The 21,916-nt window shown below is 58.0% G+C and carries 17 protein-coding genes and 1 other RNA gene; 8 read left to right on the forward strand and 10 right to left on the reverse strand.

Translation table 11 applies throughout. The annotated features are described in order from the left end of the window. Positions 1–168: 168 nt before the first annotated feature. Positions 169–2,826 (forward strand): alanine--tRNA ligase, encoded by a 2,658-nt coding sequence (gene alaS / locus RBB44_RS23385; protein WP_306150119.1) that lies wholly within the window; start codon positions 169–171, stop codon positions 2,824–2,826. A gap of 190 nt (positions 2,827–3,016) precedes the next feature. Next, positions 3,017–4,291 carry a cyclic nucleotide-gated ion channel gene (locus RBB44_RS23390; protein ID WP_306150118.1) on the forward strand — a complete coding sequence of 425 codons (1,275 nt, stop codon included), beginning with the start codon at positions 3,017–3,019 and terminating at the stop codon, positions 4,289–4,291. A 46-nt stretch (positions 4,292–4,337) separates the two neighbouring features. Here RBB44_RS23390 and RBB44_RS23395 read toward each other — a convergent pair whose 3' ends face one another. Continuing rightward, positions 4,338–4,724, reverse strand: coding sequence for a hypothetical protein (locus RBB44_RS23395; protein WP_306150117.1), 387 nt, complete (start codon positions 4,722–4,724; stop codon positions 4,338–4,340). Between the two features lie 142 nt (positions 4,725–4,866). Between RBB44_RS23395 and RBB44_RS23400 the strand changes: the two genes are divergently transcribed. Together RBB44_RS23400 and RBB44_RS23405 are read left to right on the forward strand one after the other, a co-directional pair. Beyond that, complete coding sequence (locus RBB44_RS23400) at positions 4,867–5,559, forward strand: aspartate/glutamate racemase family protein (RefSeq protein WP_306150116.1); 693 nt, start codon at positions 4,867–4,869, stop codon at positions 5,557–5,559. A 107-nt stretch (positions 5,560–5,666) separates the two neighbouring features. Then, positions 5,667–6,440 carry an SDR family oxidoreductase gene (locus tag RBB44_RS23405; RefSeq protein WP_306150115.1) on the forward strand — a complete coding sequence of 258 codons (774 nt, stop codon included), beginning with the start codon at positions 5,667–5,669 and terminating at the stop codon, positions 6,438–6,440. A gap of 72 nt (positions 6,441–6,512) precedes the next feature. Here RBB44_RS23405 and RBB44_RS23410 read toward each other — a convergent pair whose 3' ends face one another. The 3 genes from RBB44_RS23410 to RBB44_RS23420 form a co-directional block, all read right to left on the reverse strand. Continuing rightward, on the reverse strand, positions 6,513–7,730 hold the full coding sequence (locus RBB44_RS23410; RefSeq protein ID WP_306150114.1) for an NADP-dependent isocitrate dehydrogenase: 1,218 nt from the start codon (positions 7,728–7,730) through the stop codon (positions 6,513–6,515). A 213-nt stretch (positions 7,731–7,943) separates the two neighbouring features. Beyond that, positions 7,944–9,593: a chloride channel protein gene (locus tag RBB44_RS23415; RefSeq protein ID WP_133946634.1), complete on the reverse strand. Its 1,650-nt coding sequence runs from the start codon at positions 9,591–9,593 to the stop codon at positions 7,944–7,946. A gap of 132 nt (positions 9,594–9,725) precedes the next feature. Beyond that, complete coding sequence (locus RBB44_RS23420) at positions 9,726–10,220, reverse strand: thioesterase family protein (RefSeq protein WP_306150113.1); 495 nt, start codon at positions 10,218–10,220, stop codon at positions 9,726–9,728. Positions 10,221–10,331: 111 nt separating this feature from the next. On the opposite strand from RBB44_RS23420, the gene RBB44_RS23425 reads away from it, so the two are divergent. Then, positions 10,332–11,771 carry an FAD-binding oxidoreductase gene (locus RBB44_RS23425; protein ID WP_371932332.1) on the forward strand — a complete coding sequence of 480 codons (1,440 nt, stop codon included), beginning with the start codon at positions 10,332–10,334 and terminating at the stop codon, positions 11,769–11,771. A 278-nt stretch (positions 11,772–12,049) separates the two neighbouring features. Further along, complete coding sequence (locus RBB44_RS23430; protein ID WP_371932638.1) at positions 12,050–15,886, forward strand: AsmA-like C-terminal region-containing protein; 3,837 nt, start codon at positions 12,050–12,052, stop codon at positions 15,884–15,886. Between the two features lie 21 nt (positions 15,887–15,907). On the opposite strand, the gene RBB44_RS23435 is transcribed toward RBB44_RS23430, so the two are convergent. The 4 genes from RBB44_RS23435 to ssrA all read right to left on the reverse strand — a co-directional run bounded on the left by RBB44_RS23435 (position 15,908) and on the right by ssrA (position 17,466). Further along, complete coding sequence (locus RBB44_RS23435) at positions 15,908–16,135, reverse strand: ribbon-helix-helix domain-containing protein (RefSeq protein ID WP_306150111.1); 228 nt, start codon at positions 16,133–16,135, stop codon at positions 15,908–15,910. Between the two features lie 5 nt (positions 16,136–16,140). Continuing rightward, on the reverse strand, positions 16,141–16,347 hold the full coding sequence (locus tag RBB44_RS23440; protein WP_306150110.1) for a DUF4169 family protein: 207 nt from the start codon (positions 16,345–16,347) through the stop codon (positions 16,141–16,143). A gap of 16 nt (positions 16,348–16,363) precedes the next feature. Beyond that, a complete protein-coding gene (locus RBB44_RS23445; protein ID WP_306150109.1) occupies positions 16,364–16,939 on the reverse strand; it encodes an SspB family protein in 576 nt (191 codons plus the stop codon). A gap of 156 nt (positions 16,940–17,095) precedes the next feature. Beyond that, positions 17,096–17,466, reverse strand: a transfer-messenger RNA (tmRNA) gene (ssrA, locus tag RBB44_RS23450). A 172-nt stretch (positions 17,467–17,638) separates the two neighbouring features. On the opposite strand from ssrA, the gene RBB44_RS23455 reads away from it, so the two are divergent. Together RBB44_RS23455 and RBB44_RS23460 are read left to right on the forward strand one after the other, a co-directional pair. After that, positions 17,639–18,433 carry a thymidylate synthase gene (locus RBB44_RS23455; protein ID WP_306150108.1) on the forward strand — a complete coding sequence of 265 codons (795 nt, stop codon included), beginning with the start codon at positions 17,639–17,641 and terminating at the stop codon, positions 18,431–18,433. Between the two features lie 149 nt (positions 18,434–18,582). Beyond that, the gene (locus RBB44_RS23460; protein ID WP_306150107.1) at positions 18,583–19,011 is read left to right on the forward strand and encodes a GFA family protein; all 429 of its coding nucleotides are present in this window, start codon (positions 18,583–18,585) and stop codon (positions 19,009–19,011) included. Positions 19,012–19,035: 24 nt separating this feature from the next. On the opposite strand, the gene RBB44_RS23465 is transcribed toward RBB44_RS23460, so the two are convergent. Both RBB44_RS23465 and RBB44_RS23470 read right to left on the reverse strand, forming a co-directional pair. Next, a complete protein-coding gene (locus RBB44_RS23465; protein WP_306150106.1) occupies positions 19,036–20,607 on the reverse strand; it encodes a radical SAM protein in 1,572 nt (523 codons plus the stop codon). A 19-nt stretch (positions 20,608–20,626) separates the two neighbouring features. Continuing rightward, a complete protein-coding gene (locus tag RBB44_RS23470; RefSeq protein WP_306150105.1) occupies positions 20,627–21,721 on the reverse strand; it encodes a type II CAAX prenyl endopeptidase Rce1 family protein in 1,095 nt (364 codons plus the stop codon). Positions 21,722–21,916 lie beyond the last annotated feature (195 nt).

The raw sequence follows: 21,916 nt of genomic DNA on the forward strand, positions 1-21,916 counted from the left end.
CACTCGAAAGTTCTATCCGGACCGCAGAAACTCAGGCTGAGACCGCTGGACACACCGTGTGCCGAAAGTTAAAAGGCTGTTCCGGTGCGCTGGGAGTTTCTCTGCAACGCACCTTTGTCGATGTTTCTTTAGGACCCGGACGCGGGTCCGGATCTAAGCGAGACGTGAATGACCGGCGTAAACGAAATCCGCTCCGCCTTTCTGGATTACTTCAAGGCCAACGACCACGAGGTGGTCGACTCCGGCCCGCTGGTTCCCCGCAATGATCCGACGCTGATGTTCGCAAATGCGGGCATGAACCAGTTTAAGAACGTCTTTACCGGACTGGAGACGCGGGATTACAGCCGGGCCGTTACTGCCCAGAAGGTCGTGCGTGCAGGCGGCAAGCACAACGATCTCGACAATGTCGGTTATACGGCGCGCCATCACACATTCTTCGAAATGCTCGGCAACTTTTCCTTCGGTGACTATTTCAAGGAACGTGCGATTGAGCTCGCTTGGAACCTGATCACCAAGGAATACGGTCTTCCGAAGGACCGCCTTCTGGTGACCGTTTACGCAGAAGACGATGATGCGGCCGTGTTCTGGAAAAAGATCGCTGGTCTTTCCGATGATAAGATCATCCGCATTCCGACCTCCGACAATTTCTGGACCATGGGGGACACCGGTCCATGTGGCCCGTGTTCGGAAATATTCTACGATCACGGCGACCACATCTGGGGCGGCCCTCCAGGAACGCCGGAAGAAGATGGGGACCGGTTTGTCGAGATCTGGAACCTCGTCTTCATGCAGTACGAGCAGACACCGGATGAGCGCCTCGACTTGCCGCGCCCATCCATCGATACCGGCATGGGCATTGAGCGTCTTGCGACCGTTCTGCAAGGCGTCCACAACAACTATGACATCGACCTGTTCCGCGCGTTGATCTCCGCCTCGGAGCACGAAACAGGTGTTGAGGCGTCCGGTGATGCACTTTCGAGCCACCGGGTGATCTCGGATCACCTGCGCTCCACCAGCTTTTTGATCGCCGACGGCGTGCTGCCGTCGAACGAAGGCCGCGGCTATGTTCTGCGCCGGATCATGCGCCGCGGTATGCGCCACGCACACTTGTTGGGTGCGCGCGAGCCGCTGATGCACAAGCTGGTTCCGTCGCTGATCCGTGAAATGGGAAGGGCCTATCCGGAGCTGACGCGGGCTGAAGCGTTGATTACCGAAACGCTGAAGCTGGAAGAAACCCGATTCCGCAAAACGCTGGAGCGCGGCCTTGGATTGCTGGACACAGCAACCGAAGATTTGACCGCCGGTGGTCAGCTCGACGGTGAAACGGCCTTCAAGCTTTATGACACATACGGTTTCCCACTGGATCTGACGCAGGATGCGTTGCGGGTCCGGGACATCACCGTCGATACGGACGGATTTGACGCTGCCATGGAACGCCAGAAAGCGGAAGCGCGTGCGGCCTGGTCCGGATCCGGCGGTGCGGCAACCGAATCCGTCTGGTTTGCCATGAAGGAAAAACATGGGGCCACCGACTTCCTCGGCTATGAGACCGAGGTTGCGGAAGGTGTCATCGCGGGCTTGGCGGCAGATGACGCGGAGACCAGCGAGCTGAAAGCTGGTGAGAGCGGTTTTGTCGTTCTCAACCAGACACCGTTCTACGGTGAAAGCGGTGGTCAGGTCGGCGATACGGGTGTGATGACCGCGCCAGGTGTCAAAATCATCGTCACTGATACGCAAAAGAAGGCGGACGGCCTCTTTGTGCATGTGGTGACGGTTGAAGAAGGTACCGCAACACCGGGCCTTGCCCTCGAACTCAAAGTCGATCACGACCGCCGGTCGTCTGTTCGCTCCAACCACACGGCAACTCACCTCGTGCATGAAGCATTGCGGGAAGTGCTTGGAACACACGTTGCGCAGAAGGGGTCTTTGGTAACACCGGATCGACTGCGCTTCGACTTCTCGCATCCAAAGCCGGTGAGTGATGACGAGCTGGCAACGGTCGAGACCTTCGCCAACGAGATCGTCCTGCAGAATGCGTCTGTCGAAACCCGTTTGATGGCGGTCGATGACGCGATCGAGGCTGGCGCCATGGCGCTCTTCGGAGAAAAATACGGCGAAGAAGTCCGCGTCGTCTCCATGGGTACAGCGCTCCATGGCGACAAGAAGGGCAAGCCTTATTCACTGGAGCTTTGTGGTGGAACGCACGTCAAGCGGACCGGTGACATCGGCCTCGTGACGTTGGTTTCAGAAGGCGCCGTTGCTGCCGGTGTCCGCCGGATTGAAGCGTTGACCGGCGCCGAAGCGCGGGCGTATCTCGATGGACAGGACAAACGCCTGCGGGAAGTTGCCGGGATCTTGAAGGTGGGTGCTGGGGATGTACCGTCCCGCGTTGCGCAACTTGTCGAGGAACGGCGCAAGCTGGAAAAAGAACTGGCTGATGCGCGCAAGAAGCTCGCAATGGGCGGCGGCGCTGACGGCGGTACCCCGGTTAAGGATGCTGGCAGTTTCAAACTGATGGCGCGCACCGTCGAAGGCATCAACCCGAAGGACCTGAAAGGCATGGCGGACGACGCCAAGACCCAGCTCGGGTCCGGTGTGGTTGTGCTCATCAACGTTGCGGAAGACGGGAAAGCGGCCATTGTCACGGCGGTCACGAAAGATTTGACCGAAAAGGTGAGTGCCGTGGATCTGGTGCGGATCGGCTCTGAGGCGCTTGGCGGTCGTGGCGGCGGTGGCCGCCCGGACATGGCGCAGGCTGGCGGCCCAGATGGGGCGAAAGCCGACAGTGCCGTTTCTGCGATCGAGGCGCATTTGGCCGGTCTTTGAAACTGACCTGACAGCATACGGAACTTTAAAAGGGGCGGGAGCGCAAAGTCTTCCGCCCCTTTTGTGATTGCTCCTGGTGCAGCTTGCCGGTCTGCAGATATGCACTTGCGCTTCCACACGATTATTTTGCGCAATTCGAAACTTCGGCTATGTCTTTTGAAAGTTCAGTCCACTGCAAGCAGGACAGCCTGTGCCCGGCCATGATTTTAAACGCGCACTCTACGAAGTGCTTGAAGATACCGGTAAACGCCGTCTTGCCGCGCAAAGCCTGCGCAATTTTCTGATCTTCCTGATTGTGGCAAATGTCGTGTTTGCCGTCTTGGAGACCGTGCCGGAAATCCGGGACACGTTCGGCCCGCATCTAAGGTTTTTGCAGCTCGGCTCCGGCGTCATTTTTCTGGTCGAATACATCCTGAGACTCTATGTGGCGGATCTTCACCCACCGATGCGCCGCTACGGTCCTGTCGGAGCCCGGTTGCGCTATGCGCTTCATCCGGATGCGATTGTCGACCTGATAGGTGCTCTGCCACTGGTTCTTGTTCTGGTTTTGCCAAACCAGGCCGTAACGATGGTTGTCATCCTCCGTTTGTTGCGGTTCTTGAAGCTCGCTCGATATTCCCCGGCGCTCCGCTCGCTCATTTCCGCTGTTGCGGCAGAACGCAAGGCACTCATCGGGTCCAGCATGATCATCTTCGGCGTGATCCTGATGGCTGCCACGCTGATGTATTTGATTGAACACAATCACCAGCCGGAGAAATTCCGCAGCATCCTGCATGGTATTTACTGGGCCATCACCACGGTGACCACGGTTGGGTATGGCGATGTTGTGCCGATCAGCAACCTCGGCAAGATGGTCGGGGCAGTCGTGATGCTCATGGGGTATGGATTGATCGCGTTGCCGGTCGGCATCATTGCCTCCGCTTTCGCGCGCGAGATACACAGCCGGGATTTCGTGGTTACCTGGTCCATGGTTGCCCGCGTGCCGCTGTTTGAGGACCTGAGCGCGACGGAAGTGGCGTCGGTTTCAAAACTTCTTCAAGCCTTCAACGTGCGCAAAGGGGCCACCATTGCCGAAGCGGGGGACATTGCTGACCGGATGTTTTTCATCACGAGCGGTGAAGTCGAAATCCGCATGGAACACGGGACGGTGTTCTTAGGGGAGGGCAATTTTTTTGGCGAGCTGGCACTCCTCAATCAGGCAATTCGCAGCACGACAGTCGTTGCCTACCGGGATTGCCAATTGCTTGTGCTGGAAGCCGGCGCCCTGCAGCAGCTGATGGATCAGGATGCCGCTCTTGCGAAGAAAATCATGGACGAAGCCCGGGAACGGGTGGAGGCGGGCAAGAAGGTTCTTGGCGAAATCGCAGAAGAAGAACTGGAACAGGCGGGCATCGTGCCTTCCGATGAAGATAACGATCTGCAGCCGGAGTTGTTCGAAGACGGCCGGCCCGTGAAGGCTGACTAAACCCGCTTTCTGCTGAACTGCTGCCTATGTCCGCCGCAAATGACAATTAGGGCGTCAAGCCGGGTGGGACCTGCCGGTAGAGCGGATGGCCGTGCCAGAAGACGTCCGTCGGGCCGACGGCAAAATCAATTACATTCCAGCGGTCATATTGATAGCGAAGCAGAACGTAAGTTTGCAGACCGTCCATATACTCCGCCTCGCTGGCGTAAACGGTCGTGCGCAGTTCGATCGGCGCGCCTCCGGGCCGTTGTGGCGCAACGCCTGCAAAGGCCCAACCACCGCCAGCCCGAAGCCAGCTCACAACAAATTCGACCGGTGCACCAAAATGGGCTTCGGCCAGCGGGCGTATCGCGTTGAGGATGGCGGAGCGCTCTGCAGTGCCTCGTGCCGGCTCCTGGACCGGTTGGGCATGTGCTGCGGGGGGGAGGATCATGAGGCACGCGGCGCATAAGAGTGCGCTGACAAACCTCTGGAATACATATAAAAACCGGCTTTGTTCAGAATTTGATTCAACCAGCTTCCGTTTGGGAAGAAGTTGTCCGCCTGGCGCGGACGTTTGAAGATGAAAGTCAGTCATGAAAACCATTGGTCTGCTCGGCGGTATGAGCTGGGAAAGCACAGTCACATATTACCAGCTTTTGAACCGGCTGACACGGGATCGGCTTGGCGGCCTGCATTCTGCGAAGTGTCTGCTTTGGTCTTTCGATTTTGCCGATGTTGCCAAGGCACAGTCCGATGGCGACTGGGCACGGGCAACGCGGCTCATGATTGACGCAGCGCAGAACCTGGAGCGCGGCGGTGCGGAGTGCTTGGTGATCTGTACCAACACCATGCACAAAATGGCCGGAGAGGTTCAGGCGGCAGTCGACATTCCGCTCATCCACATTGCCGATGCGACGGCACCGGCAATCACGTCAGCAGGCAGTACTGCGCCCTTGCTGCTCGCAACCGCCTATACGATGGAGCAGGACTTCTACAAAGGTCATCTGCGTGATCAACACGGGATTGAGGTGCGGACACCGGAGGCGGAGGACCGAGCGGAGGTGCACCGGATCATCTACGAAGAGCTTTGTCAGGGAGACGTGTTGGACCGCTCCAAGGCGCGTTATCTTGACGTGGTTGACCGCGCCGTCGCTGCTGGGGCTGATGGCGTTATTTTCGGATGCACGGAAATCGGGCTGCTGGTTTCAGAAGCGGACTTTTCAGTTCCGGCCTTCAACACAACAACGCTGCATGCCGAGGCCGCCGTCAGTTTTGCACTCGGCTGAAAACGAAAATCTGAAAAGAGACACTTGAAACTGCGGTCGGCAATGGGCATTTGCGCAAAAGTAAACTCATCAGTATACTTTTATCGCAAAGCTTGAAAGGAAAGACCATGACCGCCACCGCTCTGATCACCGGAGCCTCTTCAGGTATCGGTGCCGCATTCGCCCGCTACCACGCCGCAAAAGGCGGAGACCTGGTTCTCGTCGCCCGGCGTGAAGACGCGCTCGAGCAGTTGAAAACAGAGCTGGAGGCAAAGCATGGCATCAAGGTGCATGTCTTTGCGCGGGATGTGGGGTCTGGCGAAGCCGCTCAAGCGCTATACGACGAGATCACCAAGGCAGGGATTGAGGTTGGCATTTTGATCAACAACGCCGGATTTGGCGGCCGGGGCAATCACATCGAGCGGGAGCTTGCCAGCGAGCAGGCGATGGTTGACCTGAATGTCATGTCTTTGATGACACTGACTCGGCTGTTCGGGCACGACATGGCCCAGCGCGGGAAGGGCTATGTTCTGAATGTCGGATCCACGGCCGGTTTCATGCCCGGGCCATCGCAGGCCGTTTATTTCGCCACCAAGGCCTTCGTGAATTCCTATTCGCAGGCTCTCAATGAAGAATTAAAGCCGAAAGGTGTGAAGGTGACGGTTCTGGCGCCGGGATACGTCGAGACGGAGTTTGCCAAGGTTGCGGATCTTGAAGGCACGCAATTGACGCGCTCGGGCGCCGCACCGGAAAGCGTTGCGAAGATCGGTTATGACGCGATGCTGGAAGGCAAGCTGGTTGCCATCAACGAGAAGGCGCTCGACTTTTCGCTCAATTGGGTGATCCCGCTCCTGCCGCGCCGGGCCGTCCTGAAAATGGTTTCCAAGATGCAGGCGAAATAGACGAAGCAGGCGTTTCACTGTGAAAGCAAGGAAGCCCCGGCTTCGGGTGTGTCCCGCCGCCGGAGCCGGCCTTTAAAGATCTGCCATCGCCTTTTGCAGGTTCTCGTCGATCTTGTCGAGGAAGCCTGTGGTGGTCAGCCAGCCCTGGTCCGGGCCGACCAGCAACGCCAGGTCCTTGGTCATGTAGCCGCTTTCAACGGTCTTGATGCAGACGGTCTCCAGCGTCTTGGCAAAACGGGCCAGCTTGTCATTGCCATCCAGTTTTGCCCGGTGCGCAAGCCCTCGGGTCCACGCAAAGATCGAGGCAATCGAGTTGGTCGATGTGCTCTCGCCCTTCTCGTGCTGACGGTAATGACGGGTGACCGTGCCATGGGCGGCTTCGGCCTCCACCGTCTTGCCGTCCGGGGTCATCAGAACCGACGTCATCAGACCGAGCGAGCCGAAGCCCTGGGCCACCGTGTCGGACTGAACATCCCCGTCATAGTTCTTGCAGGCCCAGACATATCCGCCGGACCACTTTAGGGCGCTTGCAACCATGTCGTCGATCAGCCGATGCTCATACCAGATCTCGGCCTCGGCGAACTTGTCCTTGAACTCAGCCTCGTAGATTTCCTGGAACAGATCCTTGAAGCGGCCGTCATAGGCTTTCAGGATGGTGTTTTTGGTGGAGAGGTAACACGGCACCTTCCGGCCCAGCGCATAATTCAGAGAAGCGCGGGCAAAGTCGCGGATGGAGTCATCAAGATTGTACATCGCCATCGCAACACCGGAGGAGGGCGCGTCAAAGACTTCGCGTTCGATCTCGGTGCCATCCTCGCCAACAAACTTGATGGTTAGCTTGCCCTTGCCGGGGAAGGTGAAATCCGTGGCGCGGTACTGATCGCCAAACGCGTGGCGTCCGACGATGATCGGCTGGGTCCAGCCCGGCACGAGGCGGGGCACGTTCTGCATGATGATCGGCTCGCGGAAGATCACGCCGCCCAAAATGTTCCGGATCGTGCCGTTCGGCGACCGGTACATGCGCTTCAGGCCGAATTCCTCAACGCGGGCTTCATCCGGGGTGATGGTGGCGCATTTTATGCCGACCCCGTGTTCCTTGATGGCGTTGGCCGCATCGACGGTGATCTGATCGTCGGTCTCGTCGCGCTTCTGGATCGACAGATCATAGTAGTGCAGATCAATATCCAGATAAGGGTGGATCAGCTTTTCCTTGATGAAAGCCCAGATGATCCGGGTCATCTCATCGCCATCGAGCTCAACAACCGGATTGTCTACCTTGATCTTGGTCATGGAATGTCGGCCTCTTGTCAGGTCAGGAAGGGGACGGTCCGAAACAGCCTTTTCGCGGCTCTCTCACACGCAATAAATATTGTGTGCGTATGTATACAATGTGACGCTGGCACGCAAGTTTTGTCTGACTATAAGCTTCGCTATGAAACGTAGTGATCAATTGTATACCGGCAGTGACGGACGGGTCCGGTTGTTTCGGATGCTGATCTCCGATCAAACATGTTCTTCCTTCGTCGCCTTTATCAAGGCGGCGTTGAAGTAGCGCAGACCCCGGACATGGCGGGCTGTGCCGATGATCCGCGTGGCATTTCCCTTGCGCACCACGGGCAGGGATGACTTTCCGCAGGCGTCGAAACTCTTCAGCGCGCTTTCAAGACTGTCCGTGTCATGCAGATAAGGGCCGTCGGAGCCGGGATCGAATTTGAGGGCGTCCGGGTCTTCGTTTTCCGGGGGCGGATCCATGAAGTCGCGCACCTTCACAGTCTCGCTGAGGAGACGGTGCGCCCCCTCATTGACGAAACACCCGCGCATGCCGAGCTGCCAATGGAAATAGGACTTGCCATGCACGGCCTGTGTCAGCCCGGTTGCTATGGAGACAGACAGAAGCAGCGCAATTGAAAGGGCATAGCCGCCGGTCAGCTCAAAAACGATCATCGTCGTGGAGACTGGTGCGCCGAGAACCGCCGCTGCCACTGCGCCCATGCCAAGGATCGCATAAAGCCCGTGGCTTGAGGCCATTTCCGGGAACACTGATGCCGCAATCAAGCCGAAGGCACCGCCGGTCATGGCGCCAAGATAAAGCGCCGGCGAGAAAATTCCGCCGCCAAACCGCGAGGCGAGGGTGATAGCCGTTGCCGCGGTTTTGGCCACCAGCAGGATCAGCATTGTCTGAAGCGGCAATTCGTGCTTCAGCGCAAGGTCGGTGGCTTCATACCCGACACCTAGGATGCCGGGAACAAAGATCCCCATCGTGCCGACGGCAAGACCGCCCAGAACCGGGCGAAGCCAGAGCGGCATGGTGATGTTGCGGGCAGTCCAGTCCGTCCCAATCAGCGCGAACTGGAAAATGATGGCCACAGCCGCACATGTGAGCCCCAAAAGCGCGAAGGCCGGGATCTCAAGATAAGACGTGATCTCATATTGCGGGATCACGAAGGCGGCGACATCACCGAACCACCAGCGCACGATCAATGTGCCCATGACCGATGCCAGAACAATTGGCACGAACGCGGAAACGGCGTAGTGGCCGAGGATCACTTCATGCGCAAAGAGGACGCCTGCGATCGGCGCGTTGAACGAGGCGGAGACCGCACTGGCAACAGCGCAGCCCAAAAGGACGCGCCGGGCAGAGTCGGGCAGCGAGAACTTCGAACATATGGCAGCGCCAATCGTGGCGCCCAGGTGGACAACGGGTCCTTCACGTCCGGCACTCGCGCCGGCACCGAGCGAGATCGCGGTTACCAGACCGGACCACAGCCCGGCTTTCAGCGGCAAGCCCCGGCCGCCATAGGCGCGCGCTTCAATGACGTCCGCCACACCGCCGGCTCGCTGATACGGGTGATATTTCTGCAGGATCCAGCCGACAATGAGGCCGCCAATGGTGGGGGCCGCCAAGATGACCCACCAGGGCTGAGCCGCCGCGGCCTCCATTGTGAGTTCGGTGGCCGTTCCCAGCCAGGGCAATTGGATCAGCCCGATCAGGGTCCGAAAGATGATGGCGGCAATCGCAACGAGAACGCCGACGATAAGTGCAAGCAACCAGACGATATGCAGACGGCTGGATCGGTACTGGCGCACGTTGGGCGTGATCCAGCTGATCAGGATGTCGGGCAGGTGGCTCGCGGCGTCTAGTATCTTGCGCATTCTGTCGGTCCGCTGGCGAAACGGCACATTACTCTTTACGTTTGTCAGTGTCGCTCGAGTCGTGCGCAAAATACAGGTCAAGTTGACCGATAAACGACCTAAATCACTGCAATTTGTGCTGAAATTTACGTTCTAGTTCTTCTTTTTGATCTCAATATGCCGTCCGACCCGCTCCGGACGGGGCAACGAGCTGTGCGCGTCTGCAAGCGCTTGCAGGTTTGCCGTGATGTCTTCCGGCCATGGCGCGACCTTCCGGGCCCCCATGTCCACATGCAGACAGAGCTGTTCGGATGTCGCGGAGAGCCAGCCTTCTTCAGCGTGATGCATTTCCTCGTAAAAATGAGCCCGTTTTTCATCGAAATCGATCAGCTGCAGAGAGACGATCACGGGCATTCCGGCACTGAGTTCCCGGACGTAGCAAACATGGGCCTCTGCGGTGAAGAACGAGGCATTGCGCTCCTTCACATACTCCGGGCCAAGGCCAAGCTGTTCGAACACCTGATCGCAGGCCTTATCCAGGAGGACGTTGTAGTAGGCCATGTTCAAATGACCGTTATAGTCGATCCATTCGTCCTTAACGGTCATCACATCGCACCGCACCGGCTCCGGCTTCCAGGCAATCGGCATGAAAAACTCCTCCAAATATGATCGGCCTGCGGCATTTTCAGACCGTTGACCAGTGGTTTTTTGCTGTAAGGTGCAGCTAACATAGGCGATGAAAAAGCACGAACAAAAGACATGTCCACGGAGAAAATGACAATGCCGGAATTGGCGGGAGCGGCCCAAACACTTGAAAGTTCAACCGAGAGTGCCGGGGTCGAGGGACTCGTCTCGGCACTGAAGGACCGCTTTGGCGAACGGTGTGCAACCTCCGCAGCGCTTCGCGAGCAACATGGGCACACCACTACCTGGATCGAGACTCAGCCGCCGGATGCCGTTGTGTTTGCGCAGACAACAGAAGAAGTCTCCGACATCGTCAAACTTTGCGCGGCAGCCAAGGTGCCGGTCATTCCCTTTGGGACTGGGACCTCGCTGGAGGGACACGTGAATGCCCCATATGGGGGGATCTCCATCGATGTCAGCCAAATGAACCGTATTCTGGACGTACATCCGGAAGATCTGGATTGCGTCGTTGAAGCTGGTGTGACCCGAAAGCAGCTGAACAGCTACCTTCGGGACACAGGTCTGTTTTTCCCGATTGATCCGGGCGCGGACGCCAGCATTGGCGGCATGGTGGCGACCCGGGCGTCCGGTACCAACGCCGTGCGCTACGGCACGATGAAGGATGCCGTGGTTGCGCTGACCGTTGTGATGCCGGATGGGTCGATCGTCCATACGGGCGGAAGGGCGAAAAAGTCCTCGGCGGGATACGACCTGACCCGGTTGATGGTCGGATCGGAAGGCACGCTCGGCATCATCACGGAAATCACCTTGCGCCTTCACGGTCAGCCGGAAGCGATTTCTGGCGGCGTTTGCCCGTTCCCGGATGTGCAGGCGGCGTGTAACGCTGTCATCAGCACGATCCAGATGGGTTTGCCGGTTGCCCGGATCGAGCTGCTGGACAGTTTGCAGGTGCGGGCCTGCAACAATTATTCAAAGCTGGATCTGGCCGAAACGCCAACGCTTTTCCTGGAGTTTCACGGCTCCGAAGCGGGCGTGAATGAACAGTCGGAAATGTTCTCCGCCATTGCAGAAGAGCTCGGCGGCGGGCCGTTTAAATGGGCAACGGCGGCCGAAGAACGCACCCGCCTTTGGACGGCACGGCACGATGCCTATTGGGCTGGTAAATCGCTCAAGCCGGATGCAGATATCATGGTCACGGATGTCTGTGTCCCGATTTCCCGGCTGGCGGACTGCGTTCAGGCAACTGCGGACGACATTCAGGCGGAAGGCTTGCTCGCCCCGATCGTCGGTCATGTCGGGGACGGCAATTTCCACGTTCAAGTTCTCGTTGATATGGAGGATGCAGAGGCAGTGCGTGGTGCGAAGGCGTTCGTTGAACGGCTGTCCTTGCGGGCTATTGACATGGGCGGTACCTGCACCGGCGAACACGGGGTCGGTCAGGGCAAGCGCAAATACATGGAGCGCGAACATGGCAACGGGCTGGGCCTCATGAAGGCGATCAAACAGGCTCTTGATCCGGACAACATCATGAACCCGGGCAAGATCTTGCCATAAAGCTCTGGTGCATAATTGCAGAGGCTCCGAAACTGCTTCAAAAATGGCTGCCTGCGGCTTGCCGGACAAAGGTAATTCTCGAATTTACGCGTTTCTGGCAGATCACGTTGTGCGGCAGTCATGATAGTGTAGGGAATCGGATAAATAACAGGGGAAGAGGCTGGCTGTTTTCAAATCCGGATTGGCCTTACAAACAGGCACAAAACCGGACATCAGTTGGCGCGATTGGCTGAACCTTAAGGAGATACAGCCTGAACTCGGTTTACATTACTTTCGGGATTGCAGTGGTCCTGGTGCTGATTACAGCACTGGTGGGGCCGTTTTTCATTGATTGGACCATCTACCGGTCGACCTTTGAAACCTACGCAAGCCGGGTGCTTGGGCACCGCGTGACCGTTCTCGGGGAGGCGGATCTCCGCCTGTTGCCTGCGCCCTATATTCGATTCTCCGATGTCCGTGTCGGTGAAGCGGAAGACCCGCTGCTGGTCGTCTCCCGGTTCGACATGCGTGTTGAGTTGCCGCCGCTTCTGAAAGGCGAGTTCCGGGTTGTCGACATGGCCCTGGAACGGCCGCACCTGACCTTGTCCCTGGATGAAGCGGGCCGGCTGGATTGGCTGACCGCGGTGACGGCGGACGGCGCCCTTGCAGACCTGCCTCCCGAAGACGTGGCCCTTGAGAAAGTAACGATCCGCGACGGGGCGATCTCAGTAATCGACGCCCGCACGGGCGAGACGCACAGTCTTGATAATGGAAATCTGTCTGTCAGCGCGCGCACACTGGCCGGCCCCTTCCGCGCCGATGGAAGTCTGACGTTGAACGGGAGCGCCTATACGGTCAGCCTTGCTTCAGGCCGCATCCGCGACAATGAAAGCCTGCGCCTCAAAGGAGATGTGATACCCACGGATCGACCGGTTACGTTCAGTTTTGATGGCGCCTTGAGCGAGACGGATGCCGCTCCCCGATTTGACGGAGCGTTCGACATAACCTCCGTGGCGCTGGACGAAGGCGATACGAACACTTGGTCGGTTGATGGCCAGTTCTCTGCTGATATTGCGGAAGTGGCTGTGCCCGAATTCGAATTCAGGTTCGGACCGGAAGACAAACGGCTCAGCATGACGGGCGAGGCGGATCTGGTTTATTCTGGTGACCGGCGTTTTGAAGTTCGTGCCCAGTCGAAACAGGTCGATCTGGATCGCCTCTTGGGTGGCGGTCCACAAGCACCAGTCGACATCAATGCTGCCGGGCAGCAGCTCGTCAGTGCTTTAAGGGCCGTGCCACTGCCGACAATAGACGGTGCCTTGTCGATGGATGTCCCGGCTGTTGTTGCCGGGGGCGGCATCATTCAAAATGTGCGTCTTGATCTTGAAACGATGCTGGGAGGCTGGCGGATTGCCCGGCTTGCTGGCCGTTTGCCAGGCCGCACCATGGTTGCAACACAAGGGGACCTCGGCCTTGAACCGGCGTTGACCTACCGGGGGGCCGTGTCGGTCCGTTCCGATCAGCCTGCGACTTTTTTCAGCTGGTGGCAGAGCCAGGAAAGTGGCGCTGCGGTTCTGGAGCCTGTTACGGTTGAAGGACGTTTGAACCTTATGCCGGCAGGTGCTGCACTTGATAACTTGCGTCTCACAGTTGCCGGCTCGGAAGCGCGCGGCGGGCTTGCGTACCGAGAACCGCGGGGCGGTGGCAATGCCGAGTTTTCCCTGTCTCTTGATGCAGATACATTGGATCTCGATCAGATGGAGACTTTGACGGCTTTGATGCGGCCGTTCCGCGGGGCGACGGCGCAAGCATCATCTGATGAGAGCCGATCTACCAATGTGTCGTTGCGCTTGCAGGCGCGTGAGGTGCGGGGCCGAGGCGTTGCCGGGGAAGGGCTGGCGTTTGAGGCCGAGTATGCGGATGGCAACATGCGTATCGATCGTTTGTTCGCTGCAGATCTTGCCGGTGCCCGGATTGATGTAACAGGCGATGTCCGCAATCTTCTGACAGCTCCGAGCGGAGCCGTTTCCGGGACGCTTGATGCCAGGGATCTGTCTGGCCTGATGGCTCTGGTCAAGGGAGTGATTCCAGACTCGGCGCTCATTGAGCGGCTGGAGAAAGCCGCTGATAGCCTTGTGCCTGCCCAGTTCGATGCGTCCCTGCAAGCTGCGGAACGCGCTAACGGCACTGATCTTTCCGTTGAATTAACTGGCACCGCCGGAGCGACGGAAGTTGCGGTCCGGTCCAATCTAGAGGGTCGGATTGATGCTTGGCACGACGCCGAAGTGGGCGTCTCGCTGTCCATGACCGGGGCGGATGGAAGCGCGGTTTTGCAGCAACTCGGCCTTGATGTTCTCCCGGTTGAGGCGATCGGCGAAGCGCGCATATTGGCGGAAGTCTCGGGCGTGCCCGCCAACGGTCTTGACGTCCGCAGCACTGTTGGGCTCGGCGACACCAAGATAGAGACCAACGGAACGCTGACCCTCAAGGCAGACGAGGAAGCCGCGTACGCCTTGATCGGGACGCTGGAAACGCCTGACCTGACACCTCTCGCGTTGCTTTCCGGCCGTATCCTGCCAGTCATGGCTGGTGACTTGCCTGCGACTATAACGGCGACCGTTGAAGGGGTTGGCACCAGTCTGGCAGTGCCGTCGTTCAGTGGCACCTTCCAGGACACCCGGTTCGATGGCAGGCTGGAAGGCGATCTAACACCGGTTCCAGGCGAGCGGAACCGCCGTTTCAATGGAGAGCTCAACGTCAGCCAGATGGATTTGCGCGCCTTGAGCGAATTGGTGCTGGGTCCGGACCAGTGGTACGCGCTCGGTGATGGATCAAGCGTTTGGCCAACGGCCTTCTTTGGTGCGCCGCTTCTGGATGATCTGGATGTAACGCTGGATCTTCGGGCTGACGATCTTTTTCTCGACGAAGACACGGCCCTTCAGTCGGCACGGGCCGAATTCCGATTAACGCCGCTGCTTCTGCGTCTTGATGGTCTGAATGGCACCTATGCAGGCGGCAAGTTTGACGGCAATCTGTCGCTCCGCCGCTCGGAGGCAGAAGGGGCCGCATCTGGCCGGGTGAAGCTGACCGGCGCGGATCTTCGCCAGCTGTCATGGCGCCCGGATGGACGGGCGGTTGTCTCCGGGACCGGCGACCTTTACCTCGAATTTGAGGGCATTGGCCGTTCGATCGCGGCAATCGTTGCAGGGTTGAATGGTGGGGGATCCTTTACGCTTCAAGACGGTACGGTTCAGCGGTTGAACCCGCAGGCCTTTCTTCAGGTAACTCGAGCGGTCGATGCCGGTCTCGACTTGCAGGACGACAAGATCGAAGAGGTTTTCCTCAGCCATATGTCTGCCGGAAGCTTGCCCTTTGAAAAGGTGGAAGGAACATTGACGCTGGTCGGCGGTCGGCTTTCCGCCCGCAACGTTGTGGTTGATGCGGAAAAGGCCGAAGTCTTTGGATCGGCGCAGCTCGATCTCAACACCTATGATCTCGATGCGGATTTCTCGCTCAAGGTCGATCCGGGCGAAAATGCCGTCACCGGCGCCGAGCCCCAGATCGGCTTGCTGTTCGAAGGGCCGGTCGAGGCACCGGCGCGCAGTGTCGACATCACACCGTTCACGGCATATCTGACGCTGCGCGCGTTTGAGCAGGAAGTGGAGCGGGTGGAACGCCTCCAGGCAGAAATTTTGGAGCGGGACCGCCTGACACGTGAACTCAAGCGCCAGTCCGAAGCAAAGGTTCGGCGTGAGCGGGAAGCGATTGAGGCCGCCGCTGCCGCAGAAGCAGCCGCACAGGCGGCAGAAGAAGAACGTCTTCGTTTGGAACAGGAGCGGCTTGAGCAGGAGAGCCAGGAGCAGGAGCAAACGCAGAACAGCGAGCAGGCCCCGGCTGTGCCTGACACTCAACCTGTAGCAACTGCCGCCAGCCCTGCCAATGGTCCAGCGGATGACCCGATCCCGCTGACCGACCGGATCCGGGCGGTGCTTGATGCGTCGAACGACAATCTGGATCTTACCGGCGCATCCGCGGCACCTGAAACCAAACCCGCTTCGGACCTCCCACCTCTCGATGGCCCGATCACCATCGAAGATCTTTTGAGCGGGCAGTTCGGTATCCCGGCTGGTCAGTGACGCCAGTTTTGCTGTGTTGATTTAAGCTTGTTTATTGGCGCGTGTTTGTGTCCGTTTGAGCACCCAAACGCGGATTGCAGAAGACAGCGGATCGTCCGGATCTCGTGTGTCGTCTATTTCTGCGATCAAGCTGGCAAGGGAGCGATGTTCGGCTCTTACGGCTGCGTCGATGACCGCCCAGAACTCCGCTTCCAGAGCCACACTGGTGCGGTGGCCGTGTAGGGAAACCGATCTTTTCTGGAGCGCCATAAGGTTTAGTCGTCGCCGGGCGGCGTTGGGGCCGGACCGCCAAGCTTATGGCCATCGACCTGCTTTTCAAGCATGTCCCGGCGCCGGCGGTCCGCATCGCGTTCGGCTTTGGTCCGGCCAAACTTCTGGCGGTTGCTTTCGGCGGTTTTTTCCTTGGTTTGCCGCTGCTTCTGCTTGCGCGCCTGGCGCAGATTGACAATCTCGGCGCTCATGGCCTTTTCCTGAAGGTCAGGTTTTTTTCCGGAATGCATCCAGCGAGACAACCTCACCGCCGCCGTCACTGTCTTCCGTGTCTTGATCCGGTTTTTTGGCTTTTTTCTCAGCCTCTACCGCAGGAACATCATCCTGCTTGTTGTCCGCTGTGATCAGCTTTTCGGTGGTTTCCTGTTCCGCCTTCGCAAGCTCTTCGACCGCTTCCAGCAAGTCTTCCGGGAGCTCCTCGGCTGTCTTGCCAGGATCGAATTCTAGCGCGAATTGAACCGAAGGATCAAAAAAGCCCTTGATTGCTGAGAAAGGCACCAGCAGCTTTTCCGGGACGCCGCCAAAGGACAGACCAACCTCGAAGGCATGCTCGCCGATCGCCAGATCCCAGAACTGGTGCTGCAGGACGATGGTCATTTCCTGCGGGTAGCGCTCTTTCAAACGCTGGGAGATTTTCACACCCGGTGCGGTCGTTTCAAACGCGATGTAGAAGTGGTGGTCGCCGGGCAGACCGGTGCGTCCAACCTCCGCAAGGATTTTCTTCACAGCACCACGCAGGGCATCCTGGATCAGGATATCGTATCGCAACAGGTCTTCAGACATCGTGTTCAGTCGAATCTCGCTTTGAATTTCATCTCAGAAAAGCACATTGACGGGCAAGGTTCAAAAAGGAAAGGCCCTTTTCCAAGGATAGCGCTTTATGGAGTGGGCGGCGATAGGCAGTGCCAATGTTTCACTTTGCTGGGGGGAAGAGTGTGAAGTGAAGGCTTCTGTTGCCAGGTGCCTTCGAACCCCGCCTGAAGGGGCTAACCAACAGGACTTAGTGGACTACCGGAACCGCATTACGCAGCTACAGCGTTGTCCATAGCAGTGTTGTCATTTGCAACTACTGAGATAGCCCGATAACGGTGGTACAATGCCGAGCAAAAGCACAGTCTTTACGCCCTCGTCGATCCTGTTTCGCCCCCGCCGAAACCCATATGGGTTCAAAGGTTTAAGCCTTATGGGCTTGGGTGGAGGCGCCGGGTACCGCCCCCGGGTCCGATAGGTTTATTACACTGACCATTTATTGCCATAGCTGGCGAACCAGCACCCCTGATATAGGCACTTTCGGTTTGAATTGAAAGGGCTTTGCCAAAGGGCCGGTGCTTGGTTGGCTTAGGTCATCCACAGATTGGCTCGCGTCCTGAGCTGGATTCCTTGTGGCCGGAGCTGGGGAAAGTCCGGGGCAGGGGGTGCGTTTTCGTCAGAATCTGCGAAGTTAGCGATACGTTTCCGGCAGTATGACGAAGGGCGCCCGCCGTGCAGCAATATCACGATCTCCTTTCTAAGATCCTTGAAGACGGCATCGACCGGGGCGACCGGACGGGAACCGGAACACGTTCGATTTTTGGACACCAGATGCGGTTTGACCTGTCGGAAGGGTTTCCGCTGGTCACGACTAAGAAGCTGCATTTGCGCTCGATCATTCACGAGCTGCTTTGGTTCGTCGCCGGTGATACGAACATTGCCTACCTGAAGGAAAACGGTGTCAAAATCTGGGACGATTGGGCCGATGAAAACGGTGATCTGGGCCCGGTCTATGGCTACCAGTGGCGCTCCTGGCCGGCTCCTGATGGACAGTCGATTGATCAGATCTCGAACGTTCTGGAGATGATCCGTAAAAGCCCGGAAAGCCGTCGGCTCATCGTCTCTGCCTGGAACCCGGCGCTGGTAGACGAGATGGCCCTCCCACCGTGCCACGCACTTTTTCAGTTCTATGTCGCCGATGGCAAGCTCTCCTGCCAGCTGTATCAACGTTCAGCCGATGTGTTTCTCGGGGTACCGTTCAACATCGCATCCTACGCCCTGCTGACGATGATGATCGCACAGGTCACGGGACTTAAGCCTGGCGACTTTGTGCACACACTTGGTGATGCGCACCTTTATTCCAACCATTTCGATCAGGCGCGCGAACAGCTCACGAGAACGCCGCGTGCACTGCCTGAAATGAAGATCAATCCCGCCGTTACAGATCTCTTTGCGTTCAAGTATGAAGACTTTGAACTGACCGGCTACAACCCGCATCCGCACATCGCCGCGCCGATTGCCGTATGAGATCGACGGCGAGATTCTGATCCGAATGCCCCAGATGCCGGATTGGCGAAAGCGCCTGTCTTTTCGTGGGCGCTAATTGCCTTCCATTCTGCGATAGACTTGATGAGCCTTGGCAGACCGAGCCAAGTTCTGAGAATGCGGGAGGGGACATGACGACGCGCGGGCACTGCTTTTGCAAGAAGACCAGTTGGGAATTCACCGGCGAAGTTACCTGGAGCTGCTATTGCCACTGTGATGATTGCCGCCGCAATTGCGCGGCACCGGTGGTTGCGTGGCTCGGCGTGCCATCAAAGAATTTCAGGTGGACCGGCGCGACACCCAGAACCCTGGAAAGTTCAAAAGGTGTCTACAGACACTTTTGCGACACTTGCGGAACGCCTATGGCCTTCGAGGCCGAACACTACAAAGGGGGCATGCATCTCTACGCAGCGACGTTGGAGCACCCTAAGACCTTCAAACCTGAATTTCATGTGAACTACGAAAGCAAGCTACCCTGGCTCCAGATGACGGACGATCTGCCGAAATATGACACCACGCTGCTGCATGCGCCTCAGGATCTGAGCGAGTACGACACCTGACGTTTGCGTCTGCCTATTTGCACTTTAGGCCACATCGCTTTTCAGCAATTCATGGGCTGTCGGTGGTAGCGGCGGGTGGGTCGCGTCGGCAATTGGCTGGGTGAGCTGCCCCTTCGCGTCGGTCAGGAACAGCGGTTGGAAATCCTTAGCGAATTTTGCGTCCATCCGGTGCGCCGGCTGGTAGGCGACACTCAGAGGATCTGTCATCGCATTGAAGGTGCGTTTGGGTTCGCGCAACGTCTGGCGCAATTGCCGGTGATCTCCAATGCGGACACCGCCCGCATACCGGACAATCGGGCCGAGCATGCTGATCAAGGTTTGCAGCGTGTCGAACGACTGCCGCCGTGACCACGCATGGCGCGCCGCATGGCGGGAAAATGCGAGCTTCCTGCCTTTGAATTGCAGAAGGTTTGCAAGATACGGAACAACCTCTTCCAGCGGTTCCTTCGGCCACTCCACCAGTTTTTGACCATCCATATCGGCCAAACGCACATTCGGCATCAAACGCCCTTCAGTGGCGGCAGTATTAAAATGCGGCGTGCCGAGGATCGGAATGGTCAAGGACATCAGCGCCGGCAGCGGTGTTTCCGGACTGGCCAGTAATCCGTCGATCTGCCCGTCGATCTCTGCAATCGTCTGATGGGAAAAGTCCAGCATCATGCCGTAGTCGAACAGGATCCCGTACTCGGCGCAGAGCCGCGCCAGCGATCTCGGGTCGGACGAGAGGCTGTGCTTTTTGTTGTAGGCTTTCAGGACCGCGGGATCGAGAGATTCAACGCCTGAAAACAAGGCTTTACAACCATTTTCAGCGAGGATGACCAGGTTTTCAGGATTTTTGAAAAAATCACCGGTGACCAATGCTCCCCATCCGCGGTATCTGCCACGCCGCCAGTGGTCGCCTAGGAGCTCCGTCCGGCGCACGAAATCCGCGCGGTTGTTGCCGTAAAAATTGTTGTCCAGCACCATCAGCATGGAAGTTTCGCCGCCTGCCTCGAGCTGGCTGGTGACCTCGGCCGATGAATAAGACTGATAAGCGCGTCCTTCGCCGGTGAGGGAGCAAAAGGCGCACTTGAAATTGCAGTTCTTCGTCGTCTCGACAAATCCAAGGCCATACGACCAGCCTGCAAGATCAAAGCGGGGGGCAGGGTTTTCTGCCCGGCAATCCGCCCCGAGTGTCTCGTCAATCAAATCATCGAAGGTCTCGACATCGCCCTGACAGACATAGTCAAAGACGTCGGCACACAAAGCGGGCAGGGCACGGGCAATCGGTCCGCCAATAGCGATCGTGACATCCGGCCGGGCATTTCTGAAATAGGCAGACAATTGCCGGGCCCGGTCGAAGGCAGCTGTCAATCCGGTCAGTATCACCATATCCGGCCAGTCAAACAGGCGGGGATTGAGCAGGGCCCCGTGATAGACCTCGTCGTAAACACGCACGTCCGCCCCGGATTTATCCAGCCGGCCGGCAAGATAATAGGGAGCCATCGCGCGCGGAATGAACAAGCGCATGGGGGCCGCAGACCGCCACGGATCGACATAGGCATTCACGATCAAAACCTTTGGCCGTTTTCCGGCCTTTACTGCGTTCTTGATCATGAAAAATCCCGATTGCGGCTCATACCTGGTCCAGACCAGCGAATATCCCCAAGATGAAGATCGCGTAAACACCGATCATGGCGTGGGAAATGATTGAAGGGACGACACTGCCGGAGCGCATGAACAACCAGCCCCAAAGAAGCGACGGGGCTATCACAGCGAGCGACACGAGCGGGTTTAGGTGGGCATGAAGAACCGCAAACAGAAGTGTCGATACCAGATTGGCCACCCAGGCCGCCGGGCCGATCACGCCGGTAAGAAAACTCTGGAGCGGTGCCTGGATGGCGCAGCGGATCGCAAATTGCTGAAACAGCACCGAAACCAGATAGATTGCCAAAGCGATGAGAAACAGCCCGGGCTCCCGGACCCGGGTTCCATCGTCCAGAACCAGGAAACTGAAGAGCTCAGGTGGCGTGGCACCATCCTCGCGGGCGAGTGAAATGAAGATCAGTTTGCCGAGCGTCATCAGGACACAGAAACTCAGCGACCAGACAATACTCTCAACCACGTAGCGCTTTTCCGGGCGCAGATTGAGCTTCAGGGTCCGGCTTTCCGGAGAGGACCAGCGGTCAAGGAAAAATGCGATGATAACGAGTGTCAGGAGCGCGATCACCGGGCCAAGATCGTAAAAATGGGCTCGTGCGAGTTTCTGGATTGGCTCCAGAAGCAAGGTGAACACACTGAAAATCGTCAGGATCGCAACGATGAAACGGCCCGTTGATGCGCGCTCGCGTTCGCGGTCGGCCGTTCGGGTCAAAAGCTCCACCCGCTCACTTTCATCGGCGAGCATGACCAGAACCCCAATGCGTTCATCGGAGCCTTTCCGGTGAAGCAAAACCGTCCGGACACTGAGATGGAGCACACCCTCCGGCCGTTCCAAGCTGATCGTTGCAACGTGTTCCTTGTCCGGCTGCCGGACGGCCTCAAGCACACAGTCTGTGAAAGCGTCGAGATCTTCGAGCGGCAGGAAGACCTCAGCAACCGTTAGTCCAACCACGTCGTTTGCCATGAGCCCAAAGATTGCTTCAGCACCGGGATTGAACGATGTCAGCACCCCATGGGGATCAATGGTGATGATGCCATCGCGAGACGAAGCGACAATATCGTCTGTCATCGCCGCCGGAAAAATCTGCGTTTGATCCGGGTCAGTCAAAAGGGCACCGAGCTAGAACTGAACCGCTGCGGGTTGCCGGGAATACTGAAATTGATGTGGTCACAGAAGCAGTCAATCTGGATGTGCAAGTATCGATATGCGGCCAACATAGCCGCATTTAGCCCACTCGCGCCACCCGTCTCGCACCGTGGTCCA

The sequence above is a fragment of the Roseibium sp. MMSF_3247 genome, from assembly GCF_030733765.1.
Taxonomy (GTDB): Bacteria; Pseudomonadota; Alphaproteobacteria; order Rhizobiales; family Stappiaceae; genus Roseibium.